The sequence below is a fragment of the Streptomyces sp. NBC_01803 genome (genome assembly GCF_035917415.1).
Lineage (GTDB): Bacteria > Actinomycetota > Actinomycetes > Streptomycetales > Streptomycetaceae > Streptomyces.
In genome coordinates this window covers 3,465,529-3,483,653 of sequence record NZ_CP109073.1, presented here as the reverse complement: position 1 = coordinate 3,483,653, position 18,125 = coordinate 3,465,529, and the positions used below count along the sequence as shown (strand labels likewise).

Genomic DNA, 18,125 nt, shown 5'->3' with positions numbered 1-18,125 from the left:
ATCGAATCATGCACGTCCGTCGCCCTGTCCTGCCGACATTCGTGAGCGTGTGGTGTGCATGGTCGCGGAGATCCGCCCGGAATCCCGGTGCCTCACCGAGCTTCCGGCGGGGGACCGGACCATTCGCACGTCTGCGAATTCCAGTATTTCTCGCCTCTGACGACAGGCCCCTCCCTCACAGTCACTACAGACGCAGAGGACATCACGGAGTGTCGTTGCAGTAAGGCACCTGAGGTGGCCGATGGGCCTGTCCTGGCAGGGGCCCGGATGGGACGTCCGGTCTGTATGCAGCACCGGGAGTGTCCACACGCTGCTGCGGCAGATCCGCCGGCTCCCCCTTCCTTCAGTCCCGCGGGTCAAGGTCCTGGGTGTGGACGAGTTCGCCTTCCGTCGGGTTCGCCGTTCCGGCGCCATCTGTTGGACATGGCCTCCCAGCTCCCGGTGGACGACCGACCCGACCACACCTCCGACACCTTCACCGCATGGCTGCGCGATCACCGGCACGCCAATACGACTGATTCACCCATTCGAACGATTCGCTGCATCCTCGACTTATATCCAAGACAGGGCAATCACGAAGGGTTGCCACTTTCTGACACTTGGTGGCCACTCGGCAGAGCTTGTTCTCGAAATGGAGCGAACAACATGTGGATTCGGACTATGGCTACACGTCTGGGATGCCTTCTGGCGACCACCCTGACGACCCTCGCGCTGATCGGCATCAACTCGCCGGCGTCCGCACAGCCGGGCGATGATGACTCGTTCTGCACGATCGACAGGAAAGTGAACAACTCCGTCGACGGCGCAAGCGCCTACTGCTATGCCGCCCCCTGGGATGCCGATCGCTTCCGACTCGTGATCAGGTGCGAGGTCTTGGCGGATGGCCTCGTTGAGGGCTGAGGCGTCCGGGGGGTGCCTCTATGCCTTCCGTCAAGGCGCCCATGTTGGGTTTGGACCGGTTTGGGGGTATGTCGCGCTCGGTGGTGAAGTGTTCAGTGAGGGGGCAGCGCCTCGGCCACGGCGGTCTGGGAGGGGTGGATGGTGGTCCGTCCGTCCTCGATGTCCCACAGTGTGTTCTGCAGCAGCCGGGCCAGGGTCCAGCCGGCCGCGCGCTGGCGGTCCAGCCCGAGCGCCTCGGTCAGCAGGTCGAAGCGGCGCCGCACCACCCGGGGAGCGTCCCCGGTGGCGTGGTGCTTCTCCCAGCCGGTGTCCAGCGCCGGCCACAGGTCGAAGCCCGGGTCGCCGATGAGGGGTTCGGGGTCGATGGCCAGCCACGGCTCGCGCTCGGCGGCGAGCACGTTGTCGTAGTGCAGGTCCCAGTGCAGCATCCGGTCGCCGGGCTCGCCGACCAGCTCGGTGACTGCCGAGGCCCAGCCGTGCAGCCGCTGTCGGTCCTCGGGGTCCGGCAGGGCGGCGACGGCCGCCGGCACGGACGCCAGCATGTCGCGCGCGACGTCACCGAGGCCGCGCAGGCCCTGGGGCGCCGGAACGGAGTGCAGCCGGGCCATAAGTCCGGCCAAGGCACTCATGGCCACGTCGTCGTCCTCGACGGAAGCCAGGGTGCGTGAACCGTCCAGGCGTTCCAGCAGCATGGCGCTGCTCTGCGGGTCGTGATCGAGCAGCCGCACGATGCCGTCGCCGTTCCACGCCCGCAGCCCGATCAGCGCGGCGGTCGTCTCCTCGCGGGGCATCTGGAGTTTGAGCGCGGCGCGGGTGTCGTCCGTGCGGCGCACCGGCACCACCAGTGATGCCTCGCCGGAACCGATACCGCCGTCGCGCTCCAGTTCCCATCGGTCGAGCAGCTCCGCCACCAGCGCGGGCAGCCGGGCGATCCAGGTCCGTTTTTCTTCACCACCGTTCCTCGTGTACGACGCGATCAGGGCGTCAGGGACGTCGATACCCTGCGGCGAACTCATGGGGGTTGTCCTTCGGGGGCGCGGGCTTCCCACCGCGACCACGGGCAAGGCCAAGGGTCATGCGGCGGCTGCTTCGGGGGTGCGGGTCTCGTAGAAGGTGCCGCGGAGCATGCGAACAGGACGCTGATGCGCTGGCGGGCGAGGCGGAGGAGGGCTTGGGTGTGGGTCTTTCCGCGCGCCCGGCAGCGGTCGTAGTAGGTGCGGGAGGCGGGATCGTGCAGGGCGGCGAACGCGGAGAGGAACATCGCGCGGGCTGCCGGTTGCCGCCTCGGGGTGCGTGTTCGCCGTGGATCGAGGTCCCTGAGGACTTCGTGGTCGGGGCTAGGCCGGCGTAGGAGGCGAGGTGGGCGGCGGTGGGGAAGCTGGTTGCGTTCGCCGACGGTGGTCAGCAGGACAGCGGCGGTCCTGACCGCGATTCCCGGCATTGAGGTCAGGACCTTAGAAAGAGGGTGGGCCTCCAGCAGGGTCTCGATCTAGGCCTCCAGGGCCCGGCGCTGTTCGTGAACGGCGGCGAGCGAGCGGGCCAGGGACGGGATCACGATGTCGAGCGTGCCGGTGCCGGGCACGACGACGGTCTGCTCGTCGAGTGCGTTGAGGACCTCGTCGATCAGCCGGACGGCCATGCGCGGGGCCCTGGGCCGGATCACCTCAACGAGCCTGCGGTGACCGGCTTTTCGCAGTGCGGACGGGGAACCGTAGCGTTCCAGCAGCCAGGTCACGGCCGGGTGATCCAGACGCGGCCCGAGCACGCGTTCCAGGCCGGGGTGGAACTGGGTGAGCAGGCCGCGTATCCGGCCCGAGGTGCGGGTGGCCTCGGCCGCCAGGTCCTGGTCGAAGCCTACGAGCACGGTCAGCCCGGCGGTGATCTCGTCGGTCAGCTCCAGAGAGCGCAGGGTGTACGGCATGGTGCGGGCCGCGTCTGCGAGCACGGCTGCGTCCTTGGCGTCGGTCTTGGCCTCGCCCGGGTAGAGGTCGGCGATGCGGCGCATGGCCAGGCCGGGCAGGTAGGCGACCTGGCAGCCCGCGTCCCGGGCCACGGTCAGGGGGAGGGCGCCGATGGAGGCGGGCTGGTCCACGATCACCAGCACGGTGCCGAACTTCGCGATCAGCCTGTCGAACACCGCCAGCAGTCTCGGCTCGCTGTTGGGCATGGCCTTGTCGAAGACCTTCTTGCCGGCCGGGGTCAGTCCGTGCCCGTGATGGGCGCTCTTGCCGAGGAAGACGCCTACCCTGCTGGTATCGAACATGGCAGCCTTCCAAGGAAGTTGAACGGTGCCGGCCTCGGCAGTGGTGTCATACGCGCGCATCCACGTTATGCAGACCTGCCGCCCGCGAGCTGTCCGGCATTGCGCCGGACCGGGTGGTGACCGGACCTCTCATCAGCATCTCCGACGGCATCTCCCGGGCCCGGTGACACCACCCCCCTGATCGCTGCACCGACTTCGGTGGCCAGATCCATCAGTCGCGCGGCCGAACGCCCGTCTCCGTTAAGGAAGGCGTACTTGCCCGCCTGGGCGCCAGCCATCGCCAGACAGCCCAACTGCCGGACTCCCGCGAGGACTTTCCGGTCGTCGAGCCGAACCGGACGGACAGCGTGGACCGACTCGGCACCCTCCAGGGATGGATCAGCGGCTGCCGCGATCAGCTCGGCCACCGATCCGCCGAGACGACCAGCAGCGCCTCGTCCAGGTCCAGGCCCGTGCGGGCCGCGATGCGGCTGACCGCGACGGCCGTCGCGCTGCGCATGGCGAAGGGCTCGGCCTCCATGCGCCCAGCGTAGGCCGCCTTGTCACATGGCTACAACGAGAGACCGGGACGTGTCTCGGCTCAGCGCCGGCGTGCGCGCACCCTTCCGCACCCGTGCTGCGCTGATGCGCTCCCCTCGCGCTCCACTGGGCTTCCGGCCACCTCCCGGGACCAGCCCAGCGAGGCCCATCAGACGCCAGAGAAAGCAAAAGGCCCAGGTCAGCGGGTTGCTGTCCTGGGCCTCGGCTGAGCCGCCTGGGGGAGTCGAACCCCTGACCTACGCATTACGAGCACACTAGGGCTCATGACGCACGGTGTTGCCGCCTGCTACCAAGTCTTGTTTTGCCTGATCAGAGCACGTGCAGCGTGCTGATGCATGATGCTCTGTCTATGTCGTCCAAAGGCGTCCGGGCTCCCCTCGCGCTCCCCTCCCGCTCTTCTGGTCCTGTCCAAGCACGAGCGGAGCCCGGCTACCTTTGTCGATACTCGACAGGTCGGCGGTCCGCTCTGCCTGCATCGTTCACGCATTTGGAGTCACTCGCCCGCTGCGGCCGAGAGCCTTTCCGGTCCGGGCCGCCGAAGCGGCTGGTCTCGTACGGAGCCTATTCCTACGACGAGCCGCAGCCGTCGGATTCGAAGCCGTTCGATGCCCGTAGTGGTACTGCGGCCGATTGCCGCAGAGGCAGCACTCCGGAGGAACGGGCTGCCGTCTTCGGGTTCGAGCCGTAGCGGTGGGGGTCCATCAGGAGTCGTGGCACTCCCCCACTCAGTCCCCCAGGAACAGATCCGTTCAGTCCCGCTCAGCCTCTGACTCCAGCAGGAACGGGCTGGGATCGCCGTGCCAGGTGATGGTGAGGGCGTCACGGGCGCGAGTGGCAGCAACGAACAGCATTGAGCGGGCCTTGCGCAACTCCCGGCGGTAGCGGGTGGGATCCTACGTGCGATACCGGTCGATCGAGTCCATGCGCGGCACGAGCCTGTCGCTGGCACCCACGATGACAAAGCGCTGGTACTCCAGCCCCTTGAAACGGGGCATAGTACCCACGTGGATCTCGCCGTCACCGCGAGGGCCGTCCGAGGTCAGCTGCGCGTAGCCGAGGCCTGCCTTCGTGGCGAGATGGTAGATCACTTGGCTCACCTTGTCCCGGTCAGGGACCGCGACGGCGATCAAACCGCGGATGTCGCGCGCCGCGCCATTTTCGTCGGCGGCAAGCCCGTCGCGCCATTCGCGCAAGGTGGTGGTAAGGCCGTCGAGTTCCTCCTCCCAGGTGGGGTAACCGCGCAGTTCGGGGACTGGCCCGTCAAGAACGGAGCGGTAGCCCGACAAAGTGTCGGTTCCGTCGTCGAGGTCGTCATACGTCTCGCCGGACATCACTGTCAGGGCGCGGGCGAGGATCTCGTGGTGCGGTAGCTCAGGGACAGGCGGGCGGAGCGGCCTCGGACGTTGATTCCGAGAGCGCCGAGGGAGACATGGTTATCGTAGACCCGTTGGTGCGTGTCGCCGGCGATGAACATGTCGTTGTTACCGGGGGCGACCATAGCCCGCAGCATTTTCCAGTGAGCGGCGCGCAGGTCCTGAGCCTCGTCGACGACGATGTGCTTGTAGCGGTGCTTCAGGTTGCTTATCGATGCCTCGGCGTCGCGATGGATCAGATCGCGACCACCGACCTACTGTAATCCTTGTACTCATGGCGGGTCTGGATGCGGGTGGCACGTTCCATCTCGTAGCAAAGGGCTCGAATCACGGAGGTTGTCGAACTCAGACAAATCCCAGACCTACTGGACATCCGGGCCACCCCCACCTAGCCGGGCACCTGGGCCAGAGAGAACAGCCCACAGTGAAACGACATCATCCAGTTCGATGAAATGGTATCGTTTGACAGGTCGCTGCGACTATCTGGGAGGTGCCTTCGTGGCTCGTACTGTGATCGACCTCGACGAAGACATGGTCACCGAGGCTATGCGCATCTTCGGCACCAAGACCAAGGCCAAAGCCGTCCGTCTGGCCATGGAAGATGCCGTCAAGCGGCACCTGCGGCAGGAGGGCTTCGACGCTATGGACGCCGGAGAGCTCGACTTTAGCGAGATCATCGAGAACACCGGCCCTCGCAACGCCGACGGAACCCTCAAGCGCAATGGCGGCCAGGCCGCCTGATGCAAGACCGCTACCTGATCGACAAGTCCGCCCTCGCCCGCTGGACCAAACCCAGCGTCAGAGAGGTTCTGAAACCACTCCACGAGCGCTACCTACTCGCCGTCTGCCAGCCCACCGAGTACGAGATGATCCACTCGGCACGGGACAGCGCAGAAGCAACGCGCATCAGCACCTGGCTCCACGCCTTCGATTACCTGCGCACCGACGACGACAGCTTCACCCGCGCCCTAGAGGTCCAGCGGCACGCCCTCAACGCAGGCTTCCACCGCGCCCTGTCGCTCCCCGACCTCCTCATCGCCGCCACCGCCGAGCAGAATCGCGTCACGATCCTCCACTACGACGGCGACTTCGACATGATCGCCTCACTCACCGGCCAGCCCACCCAATGGGTCGTCCCGCCTGGCAGCGCCGACCACTGACCCCGCCGGCCCGACAACTTGACGCCAGCCCGAAGTGTTCCTGGTGCCCAAACCAAGCGGTCGGGGTGCACCGGACGGAACCCTCCTGCTCAACGACCTCGGACAGCTACCCGGCCACCCTACTGAGCTGGCGAGCGGTGCGGGGCAGGTGCGGCATGGCCCGGTCATCGTGACGGCACCAGCCTCCACGTGCCCGACCACGAACAGGCCACCTGGGGCTACCCCAAACGCGCGGGCGAGAAGATCGAGTTCGACTACCCGCTGCTGCGCCTGCTGGTCCTGGTCGAGTGCGGCACCCGCGCCCTGCTCGCGGCGCGTTCGGACCCGAGTGCACCGGGGAACTCCCCTACGCCGCACAGCTACTGACCGCCCTGGACCGCTCGACGCTGCTGCTGGCGGACGCCGCCTTCGACGCCTTCGACTTCCTGGGCGAGGTCGCCGCGACCGGGGCGCAGTTCCTGGTGCGCTCCAGCGCCCGGCGTTGCCCCACCGTCGGGCGCCGCCTGCCCGACGGCTCCTACCTGGCCCAGCTGAACGGCGGCTACCGGCTCCTGCCGGTACGGGTGGTGGAGGCATGGGTTACCGTCACCCTGGCCGACGGCACCGCGCGCCGAGTGCAGTGGCGGCTGATCACCAGCCTGCTCGACCACCAACGCTACCCCGCCCGGGAGTTGGTGGATCTCTACCATGAGAGGTGGCAGGTCGAGACCACCTATTTCTCGATCAAGGCGACGATGCTGGACGGACGCGTCCTGCGCTCACGCAGCCTGGACGGCATCGACCAGGAGTTCTACGCGCTCCTGACGGTCTACCAGGCCCTGATCCCCAGCGCCGCCGACATCGCGAGCACCCGGCCCGGCCTGGACATGGACCGGATCAGCTTCACCGTGCTCCTGGAAACCGCAGGCGACCAAGTTATCGTCGCCGCCGGGATTCGCCCTGCCAGGCCCGTCGAACTCGTCGGGGCGATCGGCCGGGCCGCACTCGCCGCGCTCTGGCCCGCCCGGCGACGTCCCCGCATCAAGGCACGCAGCCGGAAGAACCCCACCAGCAAGCACTCGGCAAATGTGGGCAAACATCCCCAAGTCGCCCAGTCCTGCAGCTTCCACTTCGAGATCGCCATCCTGGAGGACGGACTTGCGCCCCACCGCCGACGCTAAACGCAACGGTATTGTCGTGATCACACAAAAGCGATCTTCACCCGCAAGGGGGTAGATCGGAAACGCTCAGCACAAGCGCCGCGGTGAGGATCTGCGGCGGCTTCGTCGACATCAGCTGCTGCTGGTCGAGCAGTGCGAGACGCCTTCGAAGCCGTACATCGAGCTCGACAGCCTTGCGGCGGAGGCTCTCGGAGGACTCCTTGGGCTTCTCGCCCCTCCGTTCCTTCTCAGCGGCCGCCGCAGCATCGAGGAGCAACCGCTCGCTCTCCGAGGTCAGGCGCTTGGTCACCAGTTCCCGAGTCTTGATCAACTCCGCCAGGCGAGGGGGCTGGACCTCGGCCAGGTATTCGGGAAGCTGGTTGGCGATGATCCAGCTGGTTGCCTTGTCTTCGGCGTCTGCGAGCCAGGGAAGTCCGCATGCAATGTCGGTCGCCGCGCCGTTGGGCGCCGCGACGCAGTCGAGGTAGGGCGCGTGGCCGGCCGGGTGCACGATGCCGTGGCTGTCGACGTAAGCGTAGGCGAACCGTCGGGCCACCGACTCACCAGTGGCGTCCGCGACCTCCTCGACGACCCCGACGAGGAGGTGCTGTTCTTCGAGGGTGGCCGAGACGAGGACCGTGCCCTGGTTCAGGGCACCCCCGAAGTTCCGGATGGTTTCGTCCATGACGGCGTCGTGCAGCGGGTGGCCGGGGGCGAGCAGGTCGGCGCGGGCGCGGTCGTCAGGCTGGACGTGGCTGAGGTCGAAGGTGATGCGGTCGTACTTGGTGGCAATCGGTCCGTTGCCTGCCGAGCGGATGTGCTGGGGCACGTTGGCTATCTCGTAATGCCCCTGTTCGCGCTTGACGATCCGGCCACCGAGCCGGGTGAAGGCTTCCTTGAAGGTCGATTCGATGGAGTGCGGCTGAAGACGTCGAGAGCGGGCTTCGTCCATCGTGGTGCGCAGGGCGCGGAGATCGGCATCCGAGAGGTGCTCCGAAGCGAGCGCACGCTCGTCCAGAAGGCACTTGAGGCCGTCTCCGACGGTGGTGTCGATGACTTCGTGCATCCTTTCCTTGACATCGGGCCGCTCACCGTACTGGATGGCATCGAGCAGCAAGTCTCGCAGCGGGGTCTCGGCGAACGCCTCTCCCAGGACATCGAAGACCTTCCCGCCGTACGCCTCGTGCATCTGATCGAGCTTCTCCAGCAGGCGCGCGAAAACCTCGCCCTCGCGGGTGTTGGAGGCGACGAGGTTCCAGAGCCGGCAGACCTCCTCCTGGCCGATGCGGTGGATGCGGCCGAAGCGCTGCTCGATGCGGTTGGGGTTCCAGGGCAGGTCGTAGTTGACCATCAGGTGTGCGGCCTGCAGGTTGAGTCCCTCGCCGGCGGCGTCGGTGGCCAGCAGGATCTGAACGTCGCGGTTCTTGGTGAACCCTTCGGTGATCTGCCGCCGCTCGGGCCGGCGTACGCCGCCGTGAATAGCCTTGACTGCATCGGGCTTGCCCAGAAGCGACCCGATCTTGCGCTGCAGATACTGGAGGGTGTCGCGGTGCTCGGTGAAGATGATGAGTTTCCGAGGCCGGCCATTGGCGTCCGTCGCCAGCGCGTGGTCTCGAAGGAGGGCGGACAGCTCGGTCCACTTGCGGTCCGTACCTGCCTCTCGGACCCGCTGCGCCGTCTTCACCAACGCCCTCAGCTCGGTGAGCTCGACGTTGAGCTCCTCGACCGTCTGCGCCGCCGTCGCGGCATCGAGCAGTTCCTCCTCGGTCTCCTCGATCTCTTCGGCATTGAAGTCGTCGTTGTCGAAGTCGGCGAGGTCGATGGTGGGCATGCTCTCGCGCCAGGTGCCGTTGAGGATCTCCTGCTTCTTGCGCTCCAGGCGCTCGGTACGCCGCACGAGGCTCTTGTAGATCGCCTCGGGGCTGGAGGCCAGGCGTCGCTGCAGAACGGTAAGCGCAAAACCGACAGTGTTCTTGCGTTTACCACCGACGCGGTCGGCGCGGTTCATCCCCTCGCGCACATAGTGGGTGACGTCCTCGTAAAGGTCGTACTCGAGTGCCGTGAGCTCGTAGGGGACGGTCTCCGCGATGCGCTCGGGGAAGAGCTTCCTGCCCTCGAAGGTGAGCAGGTCTTCCTTGATCATGCGCCGCATGATCCCGCTAACGTCGGCGTTCCTCTTCTGCCTGCCCTCGAACCGGTCACGGTCCAGCAGGGTGAGGAAGAGCTGGAAGTCCTCCTCCTTTCCCGAGTGCGGGGTCGCTGTCATCAGGAGCAGGTGGCGAGTGATCTCGCCGAGCATTTCGCCGAGCTGGAACCGTTTGGTCTTCTCCATCTTGCCGCCGAAGTAGCGGGCACCCATGCGGTGCGCCTCGTCAACGACGATCAGGTCCCACTCCGTCTGCTGAAGGTGCGCCTTCAAGTGCTCGTTACGAGAAAGCTGGTCCATGCGAGCGATCAGAAGCGGGGTGGTCTCGAAGACGTTGAGATGGAGCTGGGAGTCGATGAGCTGGTTGGTGAGCAGGTCGAAGCGGAGGCCGAACTTGAAGAAGAGCTCGTCCTGCCACTGATCGACCAGGCCTCCCGGAGCCACGATGAGGCACCGCTTGACGTCATTGCGCAGCAGCAGCTCCTTGATGTAGAGCCCAGCCATGATTGTCTTTCCTGCGCCCGGATCGTCGGCGAGCAGGAAGCGCAGCGGTGTACGGGGCATGAGCTCGCCGTACACGGCGCGGATCTGGTGCGGGAGCGGCTCAACGTCACTGGTCGCCACGGCGACCATCGGGTCGAACAGGCCGGCCAGTGAGATCCGCTGAGCCTCGGCGACCAGCTTGAAGTCACTTGCGTTCGCGTCGAAGGCGCGGCTGCCGCTGCGGGCGACGCTCAGCTTGTCCTCGTCCTTTCGGAAGACGACCCGCTGGTCGAGGCCGCCCGCGGCGGTCTTGTAGGTCAGCTCGAGTGCGTTTGCACCGTGCCACTGAGCGGCGATGACCGTGACGACCTCCGTCGGCATGAGTCCGTCGATCCGCAGACCCGGCTTGAGCTCCTCGAGCAGCACGTACAGAACCTCCTGGGCGGCAGCCTGCGAACGCTACTCGGACGTTCCGGCGGTTTTGTGGTCCCGTCGACTTCGTCAACCGGGGTCGCTAATCTTCGCAGAGGTCATGTGAGTCGGCGGGGGCAATGGAGCGAGAAGAACGTCAGCACCTTCGTGGTGTGGTGGAGGAAGTCAGCGGGTGGCGCAAGTTCGCGGCGAGGATCGTCGAGGAACGTGAGCCCGTCGAGGCAGCGGCGGAAGACGCGGCCAGGCAGTTCCTCGGCCGAGTGGCTTCTCTCGAGACAGGAGCCACCACCGCATGGCGCGTACTGCAAGTCTCGCCGTCCGATGTCGACCTGGTGACCTCTCTGGCCTGCCGACAGGCTCTTCCAGCGCTCACGGCGAATGCCCAGCAGGGCATCAACCAGTTGACAAACGACGCCGGCCGGGCGCTGACGGCCGTCCGGGCACTGTTCGGTGCCCGCCGGGTATTTTCGGGCAAGAGCCGCAAAGACGAAGCAGGGGAAGCTGCGGCATACCTGATATCCCTCCACGAGTGGGCTGCGAGCACCCCACTCGTCACCGAGTTGGAAAGCCTGGCAGCATGGGACAGGAAGGCTCTCCCCGCAATCGGGCCCTCGTCCATCCTCGATGACACGATCGGCTTCGCCCAGCGCCTCGGCGACCGGGCCGAACTCGTCGGGCGGCATGAACTGGACGTCGCCAAGACCGCGATCAGCGCGATCGATCAGGCCCTGCAGCGCGAGGACCAGTTCAGAACGGCAGTCAATGCCGCCGGCAATGCCGTCCGACAGGACGAGGCTCGCAAGCTGGTCGCCGAAATGCCCGTCGAGCGGCTCAAGGACGCAACCAGCGGCCAACTGCGCATCACGGCGCTGATCGATGCCGGGATCAGGAACGTGCAGCAGGTCCTCGACCAGAGATCACGGATTCGATCACTCCCCGGAGTCGGTGAGACGACGGGCAACCGGATGGTCGGAGCCGCGCGCACCATCTGGCAGACCACGCTGGACGAGATGCCGGTCCGGATCGACATCAAGAACCGATCCCGCGCCACCACGAAGCTCCTCAAGACGATGCGCGCTTGGGACGCGGCACGCTCGATCCGCAGCGCGACAGCCGACCTCGCTGCCGCCGACGCGGTTCGGCCGCTCCTCCAAAGCCTTGATTCCAAGACCTCCCACGTGGCTCTCGTCCCCCAGGCCCGGACCGTCGCCGAGTTGCGGACCGCGCTGGCGGCCGTCGAGCGCCGCGGGGCGGTGCTCGACGGTGGGGCAGACGTCGCAGGCGGTGATCCTTGGGAGGATTTCAGCACCCGCCCGGCCGACTACTACGCGATGCTCGCGGAGCTCGGATTCCTGGCCGACGACGCCGAGAAGAGCCAAGGCGACCTGCCGGCCGAAATCGTCGAGGCGGTCAGGGAACTCAAGCTCGAAACCAGCCATCTGAAGGCGTCCCTGCGCGGGTACCAGTCATTCGGTGCCCGCTTCGCGATCGTGCAACGGAAGGTCATCATCGGCGACGAGATGGGTCTGGGAAAGACGGTCGAATCACTCGCCGTGCTCGCTCACTTGCGCGCCAAGGGCTCCTCCCACTTCCTGGTCGTGTGCCCCGCCGCTGTCGTGACCAACTGGGTGCGCGAAGTCCAGGCAAAGTCCGATCTGCGTGCGTATCGCCTGCACGGGCCGGGTCGTGATGACGCGCTGAAGTCCTGGATCCGCAACGGTGGAGTCGCGGTCACCACCTACGACATCCTCGGGTGGCTGGAAGGGCGGATTCCCGGACGTGCCGGACCTGCATGCCTGGTGTTCGACGAAGCGCACTACATCAAGAATCCGGACGCCCAGCGAACCCGGCGCTCCACGGCCCTGATCAAGTGCTCGGGGCGGGCGGTCCTCCTGACCGGCACCCCGCTGGAGAACCGGATCGAGGAATTCCGCAATCTCGTTGGCTACCTCCGGCCAGACCTGTCGATCAACGCCTCGGAAATCGCTCCTCGCCAGTTCCGGAAGCAGGTGGCACCGGCCTACCTGCGGCGCAATCAGGAAGACGTCCTCACCGAGCTCCCGGAGCGGTTCGAAGTCGACGAGTGGATGCCGATGTCCAGCGCGGACGAGCAGCACTACCGAGCGGCTGTCGTCGAGGGCAACTTCATGGCCATGCGCCAGGCTGCGCTGCGCGCCGGCGCGAAGTCCGAGAAGATGCAGCGCCTCATCGACATCGTCCAGGAGGCAGAGGACAACGAGCGCAAGGTGCTGGTCTTCTCGTACTTCCGTGACGTCCTCAACGAAGTGGCGTCGGTCCTTCCGGGGAAGGTATTCGGGCCCCTTACCGGCTCCGTTCCCGCCGCGAAGCGACAGAGCATGGTTGACGAGTTCTCCCGAGCCCGCCACGGGGCAGTCCTCATCGCGCAGATCGTGGCAGGTGGCGTCGGTCTGAACATTCAGTCGGCATCGGTCGTCGTGATCTGCGAGCCCCAGCTCAAACCGACGACCGAATGGCAAGCCATCGGCCGCTCCCACAGGATGGGGCAGCTGGAGTCGGTACAAGTACACCGCCTACTCTCCGAAGAAGGCGTCGACCAGCGCATCATTGAGATCCTGGCGCGCAAGAACCAACTCTTCGCGGAGTTCGCCCGCGTCTCCGAAACCGCCGACAGCGCCCCGGAAGCGTTCGATATCACGGACGCTGAGCTGGCACGGGAGATCGTGGCGGCCGAGCGCGAGCGCCTACTCGCGGGCGGCTGAAGGACGCGAGACACGGATTCTGATCACGAATGATCAGATGCAGTCACGTTATACGAGTCGCGGCCCGGAGCGACGATCGTGTCGATCGCCGCGGACCCGGGCATCAACGCGGAGACGGTCCGGACGTGGATTCGGGCAGCCGGCAAGGCCACGCCGAGGGCGGTGACCCCGGCTCCTGCTGCGGCGAAGCCAGCGCTGGAGGCGGAGATTGAGGCCCTGCGCCGCAAGGTCCCGAGCTCGAGGAGGAGCGCGACACCATGCGCTGGACGGCCAAGTATCTGGAACGCGCGATTGTCGGGCTGGCACAACAGCCGTTCCCCCGAGTGCCTCCAGTCGCGCGGCCGAGCAGGAGCCGGTCTGCACGGTGGCTGCACGCTTGGCCACTAAGTGGCCACCACGTCATTCCGAACAGGCCGAGGCGGATCGACAGTGAGCAACAAAAGTCCAGTTCACAGCCTTGCAGGGCAGAATCACTACCGACCGTCAGCCTCGGACCTACGCTTTACCATGCGTAGACCATGAGTGTCCGATTGGCCCGAATCCCAAGGTCAACGAAACGAAGAAACCCCAGGTCAGAGGATTGACCTGGGGTTCTCCATGGAGCCGCCTAGGGGAGTCGAACCCCTGACCTACGCATTACGAGTGCGTCGCTCTGGCCGACTGAGCTAAGGCGGCGGGCGTGCGGTCCCCCGTCGGGGGGACGCAGCGGTGGTCAGTCTACACAGGTTTGGAGGGGGACCCGGAACGCCTTCGGCGGAGGAGGTCGTCGGTCGTCTCGCGCAGTGTGCGGAGGCGGTTGGACCAGCGACGGCACTCCAAGCAGGTCGTCAGGTGGGTGTCGAGGTCCTGTTCGCTCAGCCCCGCCGGGAGCGGGGCGTGCTGGGCGTGGGCCGATATGGCCGTGCGGTAGCGGATGCACTGCATACCGACATCATCCCAGCTCATGAACAGGTGGTGCCCTCCTCCGGACTGCTGTTCTCCAACAGGTAGCTGTTGACGGCGGAATCGACGCAGTCGCTCGCCCCGCCGTAGGCGCCGTGGCCGTCACCGTCGTACGTCAGGAGGATGCCGGTGTCGAGCTGGTCGGCCAGGCCCTCGGCCCAGGAGTACGGGGTGGCCGGGTCCCGGAGGGTGCCGATCACCAGGATGTCCGTGGCGCCTTCGGCGGCGATGCTCACCGGGCTGCCGGTCGGCTCGACGGGCCAGGCAGCGCACAGCAGGGTGGCCCAGGCGAAGTCGCGGCCGAACGTCGGGGAGGCTTCCTCGTACGAGCCGATGGTGTCCTCAAGCGCGTCGGCGTCCGCGTTGCCGGCCGGGCTGTCGAGGCAACTGATCGCCGGGAAGGCGAACATCGTCGTGCCGTACGAACCGTCCGGCTCACGCTCGTTGTACAGGTCGGCCAGCTCCAGCAGCGCCGCGCCGTCGCCGTCGTCGATCGCCGCCGTGAGCGCGTCGCGCAGCATCGGCCACAGGTCCTCGGCGTAGAGCGCCATGGAAACGCCGGTGGTCGCGAGGGACTCCGTCAGCGGGCGGTCCGGGTCGCCGGACGGCAGCGGCTCGGCATCGACCTGGTCGAAGAAGTCCGACAGCCGGCGGGAGGCGTCGTCGGCGTCTTCCGAGCCGAGCGCGCAGTCGGGGCCGGAGACGCAGTCCTCCGCGAATGAGCGGAACGCCGTCTCGAAGCCGCCCGCCTGCTCGCGGTCGGTGGTCAGCGTCGGGAGCCGGGGGTCCATCGCCGCGTCGAGCACCAGCCGGCCGGTGTTCTGCGGGAAGAGGCCGGCGTAGACGGCGCCGAGCTTGGTGCCGTACGAGAAGCCGATGTAGTGCAGGTCCTCGTCGCCCAGCGCGGCGCGCAGGACGTCCATGTCCCGGGCGGACTCGATGGTCGAGATGTGCTCCAGCAGCTCGCCCGACTCCTCCTGGCAGCCGGTCGCGAACTCCTCGAAGGCCGCGAGCAGTTCATCGATCTCCGCGTCCGAGTCGGGGGTGCGGTCGGTCAGCGTGTAGTCGTCCATCTCGGGGCCGGACAGACACGCCACCGGCTCGCTGCGGCCGGTGCCGCGGGCGTCGAAGCCCACCATGTCGTAACGGGCGCGGACCTCCTCGGGGAACAGGTACTCCGCCGAGCCCTGCGCGAAGTCGACCGCCGAGGCGCCGGGGCCGCCGGGGTTCATCAGGAGAGCGCCGATCCGCCCGTCCGGGTCTCCGGCCCGGTCCCTGGTGACCGTGAGCTGGAGGTCGACGGCCGGGTCGGGGTTCTCGTAGTCGAGCGGAACGGTCAGGGTCGCGCACTCGAAGCCCGCCTCGCACGCGCTCCAGCTCAGCTCCTGGTCGTAGTACGTCCGCAGCTCCGCCGGGATCTCCTCGGGGAGGGGCTCCAACGGCGGCGCGTCCGGGGCGGGTGAGCTCTCGCCGGCCCCGGAGGGGGCGCGTTCGTCCGGGCGGTCGTTGGACGAACATGCGGTGACGAGCAGGGCCGTGGACGCGAGGAGGCCGAGGGCGAGGCGGCCTGTGGTGCGGAGGCGCATGGTGGTCGAGCGTAGTCGCTCACCGCAGGGCCATCGTCATCGCCTCCACGGCGAGCAGCGGCGCGACGTTCCGGTCGAGGGCACGGCGGCAGTCGAGAACGGCCTCCATCCGCCGCAGCGTCTGCTCGGGACGGGACGAGGCGGCGATACGGTCCACCGCCGCCGCGCTCTCCCCGCCGGCGAGAGCGAGGGCGACGGCCGAGCCGAACTGGCGTGCCAGCACGTCCCGGTAGAAGGCGGTGAGGTCGGTGAGGGCGAGATCCAGCGCGTCCCGCTGGGTGCGGGTGGCGCGACGCTTCTGCCGGTCCTCCAACTCCTTCATCGCGCCCGCGGTACCGCGCGGCAGGCGCTTGCCCTCGGCGGCGCCGAGCGCCGCGCGCAGCTCCCCGGTCTCCTTCTCGTCGAGCTCCTCGGCGAGCTGCTTGGCGTCCGCCGCCGCGGCGTCCACCAGCTCCTGCGCGGCGCGCAGACAGCCGCCGATGTCCGTCAGCCGCTCGGGAAGCCGCAGCACGGCGGCCCGGCGGACGCGGGCCTGCTCGTCGGTGGCCAGCCGCCTCGCGCGCCCGATGTGGCCCTGCGTCGCCTGGGCGACGGCCGCCGCGACGTCAGGCTCGATGCCGTCGCGGCGGATCAGGATCTCGGCGACGGCGGCCACCGGGGGCGTGCGCAGCGCGAGGTGGCGGCAGCGGGAGCGGATGGTGGGCAGCACGTCCTCCGTCGAGGGGGCGCACAGCAGCCACACCGTGCGCGGGGCGGGCTCCTCGATGGCCTTCAGCAGCACGTTCCCCGCGCCTTCGGTGAGGCGGTCGGCGTCCTCCATCACGATGGCCTGCCACCGTCCGCCGGCCGGCGAGAGCTGGGCCCTGCGGACCAGCTCGCGGGTCTCCTTGACGCCGATGGTGAGCAGATCGGTGCGGATCACCTCGACGTCGGCGTGCGTGCCGATGAGGGCGGTGTGGCAGCCGTCGCAGAAGCCGCAGCCGGGCCGACCGCCCAGCGCGAGGTCGGGGCTGACGCACTGCAGGGCCGCGGCGAACGCCCGCGCCGCCGTGGACCGGCCCGAGCCGGGCGGGCCGGTGAACAGCCAGGCGTGCGTCATCGCCGAACCCGACAGCTCCGGCTCCTCGCCGCTCGCCGCCGTCGCGACATACCCGTGCGCGTCACGCGCCGCCGCGGCGAGCTGCTCCGTCACCCGATCCTGTCCGACCAGGTCGTCCCAGACCGCCATCGCCCGCTCCCTCCCCTGACCAAGATCCACACCGACACCACCGGCAACACCGACACCCGACGCCACCGGCTCCGGACAGCACGCACCGGCACCCACTGACGAGGTAGCGACCATTCTGCGGCACGCCACTGACAGCCGGGCCCGTTCGGAGGAACCTGCCGTAACGACACCGTCACGCTGAGCACATTCCCCACTCGCCACATGGAACGTTTGCCGCATGATGCACATCCTGCGCGCCGCCGCCACCGCTGCCCTGACGGGGGCGCTTCTCCTCACCGTCTCCGGATCGGCCCGGGCCCAGGCCGACGACACCCCCGTCCCCGCGTCGAGCTCCGGCCTCGGCGTCTTCGCCCGGCTCGGCGACGTCGACGTGGCCGAGGCGTATGCCGCCTACCCCGAGGGCCCGGCCCGGATCACCGTCGAGACCGTCGAGCTGGGCACCCTGGGTGCCGCGCACAACGTCACCGCGACCGCCTCCGGCGACGACAGGCGGGGCCGCAGCGCCGCCGAGGCCGGGGTCGAGAGCGCGCGCCTCGATCTCGGGGAGACCGTTCTGCGCACCGGCCACATCCGCGCCGGCTGCTCGACCGGCCTGGGCGCGGCCCCGGTCGGCGCGGTAGCCCTCGGCGACGCCGTCTTCAGCCTCCCGGCCGAGCCCGACGTGACCTTGGCCGAGGCCCCGGCGCCGAACACCACGCTCGAACTGCCCGGCCTCGGCCGCGTGGTGCTCAACGAACAGATCACCGAGGCCGACGGCTCACTGACCGTCAACGCCTTCCACCTCACCCTGGCCGAGGGCGAGCTGACCCTCGGCAGCACCAACTGCGGCACCCGGACCGAAACCGTCACCTTGACCGGCGTCGCCCACGACGCCGACACCGACACCGACACCGACACCACCGCCGCCGACGGCGCCGAGCCGACCGGTGTCGCCGGCGTCCAGTTCGAGATCGTCGACGGGACCGGCCTGGTCCTCGGCGGCTGCGTCACCGGCGCCGCCGGCCGGTGCGGGGTGGACTTCGTGCCCGAGGACGGCGCCGACGTGTACGTCTGCGTCACGGACGTCCCCGACGGGTACGTGATGCCGACCGCCGACGAGGTCTGCTCCGGGCCGTACCGGGTGGCCGCCGGGGACGACGTCGTCATGGGCCGGCCCTTCGAGCTGAAGCGCGCCGTCTGACCAGAGGACCCG

General features: G+C 68.0%; 15 protein-coding genes, 1 tRNA gene and 1 pseudogene. 7 read left to right on the top strand and 10 right to left on the bottom strand.

Features of this window, described 5'->3' with window-relative positions; all coding sequences use genetic code 11:
• Positions 1–660: 660 nt before the first annotated feature.
• Positions 661–900 (top strand): hypothetical protein, encoded by a 240-nt coding sequence (locus OIE51_RS15725; RefSeq protein WP_326598311.1) that lies wholly within the window; start codon positions 661–663, stop codon positions 898–900.
• 92 nt (positions 901–992) lie between these two features.
• Here OIE51_RS15725 and OIE51_RS15720 read toward each other — a convergent pair whose 3' ends face one another.
• The 5 genes and pseudogenes from OIE51_RS15720 to OIE51_RS15700 form a co-directional block, all read right to left on the bottom strand.
• Positions 993–1,916 carry an APH(6)-I family aminoglycoside O-phosphotransferase gene (locus tag OIE51_RS15720; protein ID WP_326598310.1) on the bottom strand — a complete coding sequence of 308 codons (924 nt, stop codon included), beginning with the start codon at positions 1,914–1,916 and terminating at the stop codon, positions 993–995.
• A 57-nt stretch (positions 1,917–1,973) separates the two neighbouring features.
• Positions 1,974–3,163 (bottom strand): annotated as a pseudogene (locus OIE51_RS15715) (IS110 family transposase).
• A gap of 394 nt (positions 3,164–3,557) precedes the next feature.
• Positions 3,558–3,683 (bottom strand): hypothetical protein, encoded by a 126-nt coding sequence (locus tag OIE51_RS15710; protein ID WP_326598308.1) that lies wholly within the window; start codon positions 3,681–3,683, stop codon positions 3,558–3,560.
• A gap of 913 nt (positions 3,684–4,596) precedes the next feature.
• Entirely contained in the window at positions 4,597–5,034 is a 438-nt protein-coding gene (locus OIE51_RS15705; protein ID WP_326598306.1) for a hypothetical protein, read from the bottom strand.
• A gap of 5 nt (positions 5,035–5,039) precedes the next feature.
• The gene (locus OIE51_RS15700) at positions 5,040–5,258 is read right to left on the bottom strand and encodes a UvrD-helicase domain-containing protein (protein WP_326600650.1); all 219 of its coding nucleotides are present in this window, start codon (positions 5,256–5,258) and stop codon (positions 5,040–5,042) included.
• A 316-nt stretch (positions 5,259–5,574) separates the two neighbouring features.
• Here OIE51_RS15700 and OIE51_RS15695 point away from each other — a divergent pair, with 316 nt between their 5' ends.
• The 4 genes from OIE51_RS15695 to OIE51_RS15680 all read left to right on the top strand — a co-directional run bounded on the left by OIE51_RS15695 (position 5,575) and on the right by OIE51_RS15680 (position 7,396).
• The gene (locus OIE51_RS15695; protein WP_326598305.1) at positions 5,575–5,817 is read left to right on the top strand and encodes a type II toxin-antitoxin system VapB family antitoxin; all 243 of its coding nucleotides are present in this window, start codon (positions 5,575–5,577) and stop codon (positions 5,815–5,817) included.
• Positions 5,817–6,236: a PIN domain nuclease gene (locus OIE51_RS15690; RefSeq protein ID WP_326598304.1), complete on the top strand. Its 420-nt coding sequence runs from the start codon at positions 5,817–5,819 to the stop codon at positions 6,234–6,236. Before OIE51_RS15695 ends, OIE51_RS15690 begins: the two co-directional genes overlap by 1 nt.
• A 189-nt stretch (positions 6,237–6,425) precedes the next feature.
• Positions 6,426–6,602 carry a hypothetical protein gene (locus tag OIE51_RS15685; RefSeq protein WP_326598303.1) on the top strand — a complete coding sequence of 59 codons (177 nt, stop codon included), beginning with the start codon at positions 6,426–6,428 and terminating at the stop codon, positions 6,600–6,602.
• Positions 6,524–7,396 carry a transposase gene (locus OIE51_RS15680; RefSeq protein WP_326598302.1) on the top strand — a complete coding sequence of 291 codons (873 nt, stop codon included), beginning with the start codon at positions 6,524–6,526 and terminating at the stop codon, positions 7,394–7,396. The genes OIE51_RS15685 and OIE51_RS15680 overlap by 79 nt, the downstream gene beginning before the upstream one ends.
• Before the next feature lie 37 nt (positions 7,397–7,433).
• Here the strand turns inward: OIE51_RS15680 and OIE51_RS15675 are convergent, their stop codons facing one another.
• Positions 7,434–10,430, bottom strand: coding sequence for a DEAD/DEAH box helicase (locus OIE51_RS15675; RefSeq protein WP_326598301.1), 2,997 nt, complete (start codon positions 10,428–10,430; stop codon positions 7,434–7,436).
• Between the two features lie 158 nt (positions 10,431–10,588).
• Here OIE51_RS15675 and OIE51_RS15670 point away from each other — a divergent pair, with 158 nt between their 5' ends.
• The gene (locus OIE51_RS15670) at positions 10,589–13,177 is read left to right on the top strand and encodes a DEAD/DEAH box helicase (protein ID WP_326598300.1); all 2,589 of its coding nucleotides are present in this window, start codon (positions 10,589–10,591) and stop codon (positions 13,175–13,177) included.
• 598 nt (positions 13,178–13,775) lie between these two features.
• Here the strand turns inward: OIE51_RS15670 and OIE51_RS15665 are convergent.
• From OIE51_RS15665 to OIE51_RS15650, 4 genes are all read right to left on the bottom strand, one after another.
• Positions 13,776–13,852: transfer RNA gene (locus tag OIE51_RS15665), tRNA-Thr, on the bottom strand.
• A gap of 42 nt (positions 13,853–13,894) precedes the next feature.
• The gene (locus OIE51_RS15660; RefSeq protein ID WP_326598299.1) at positions 13,895–14,122 is read right to left on the bottom strand and encodes a zf-HC2 domain-containing protein; all 228 of its coding nucleotides are present in this window, start codon (positions 14,120–14,122) and stop codon (positions 13,895–13,897) included.
• The gene (locus OIE51_RS15655) at positions 14,119–15,705 is read right to left on the bottom strand and encodes an alpha/beta hydrolase (protein WP_326598298.1); all 1,587 of its coding nucleotides are present in this window, start codon (positions 15,703–15,705) and stop codon (positions 14,119–14,121) included. The genes OIE51_RS15660 and OIE51_RS15655 overlap by 4 nt, the downstream gene beginning before the upstream one ends.
• 19 nt (positions 15,706–15,724) lie before the next feature.
• Positions 15,725–16,933: a DNA polymerase III subunit delta' gene (locus tag OIE51_RS15650; protein ID WP_326598297.1), complete on the bottom strand. Its 1,209-nt coding sequence runs from the start codon at positions 16,931–16,933 to the stop codon at positions 15,725–15,727.
• Positions 16,934–17,150: 217 nt separating this feature from the next.
• On the opposite strand from OIE51_RS15650, the gene OIE51_RS15645 reads away from it, so the two are divergent.
• Complete coding sequence (locus OIE51_RS15645) at positions 17,151–18,113, top strand: choice-of-anchor P family protein (protein WP_326598296.1); 963 nt, start codon at positions 17,151–17,153, stop codon at positions 18,111–18,113.
• Positions 18,114–18,125 lie beyond the last annotated feature (12 nt).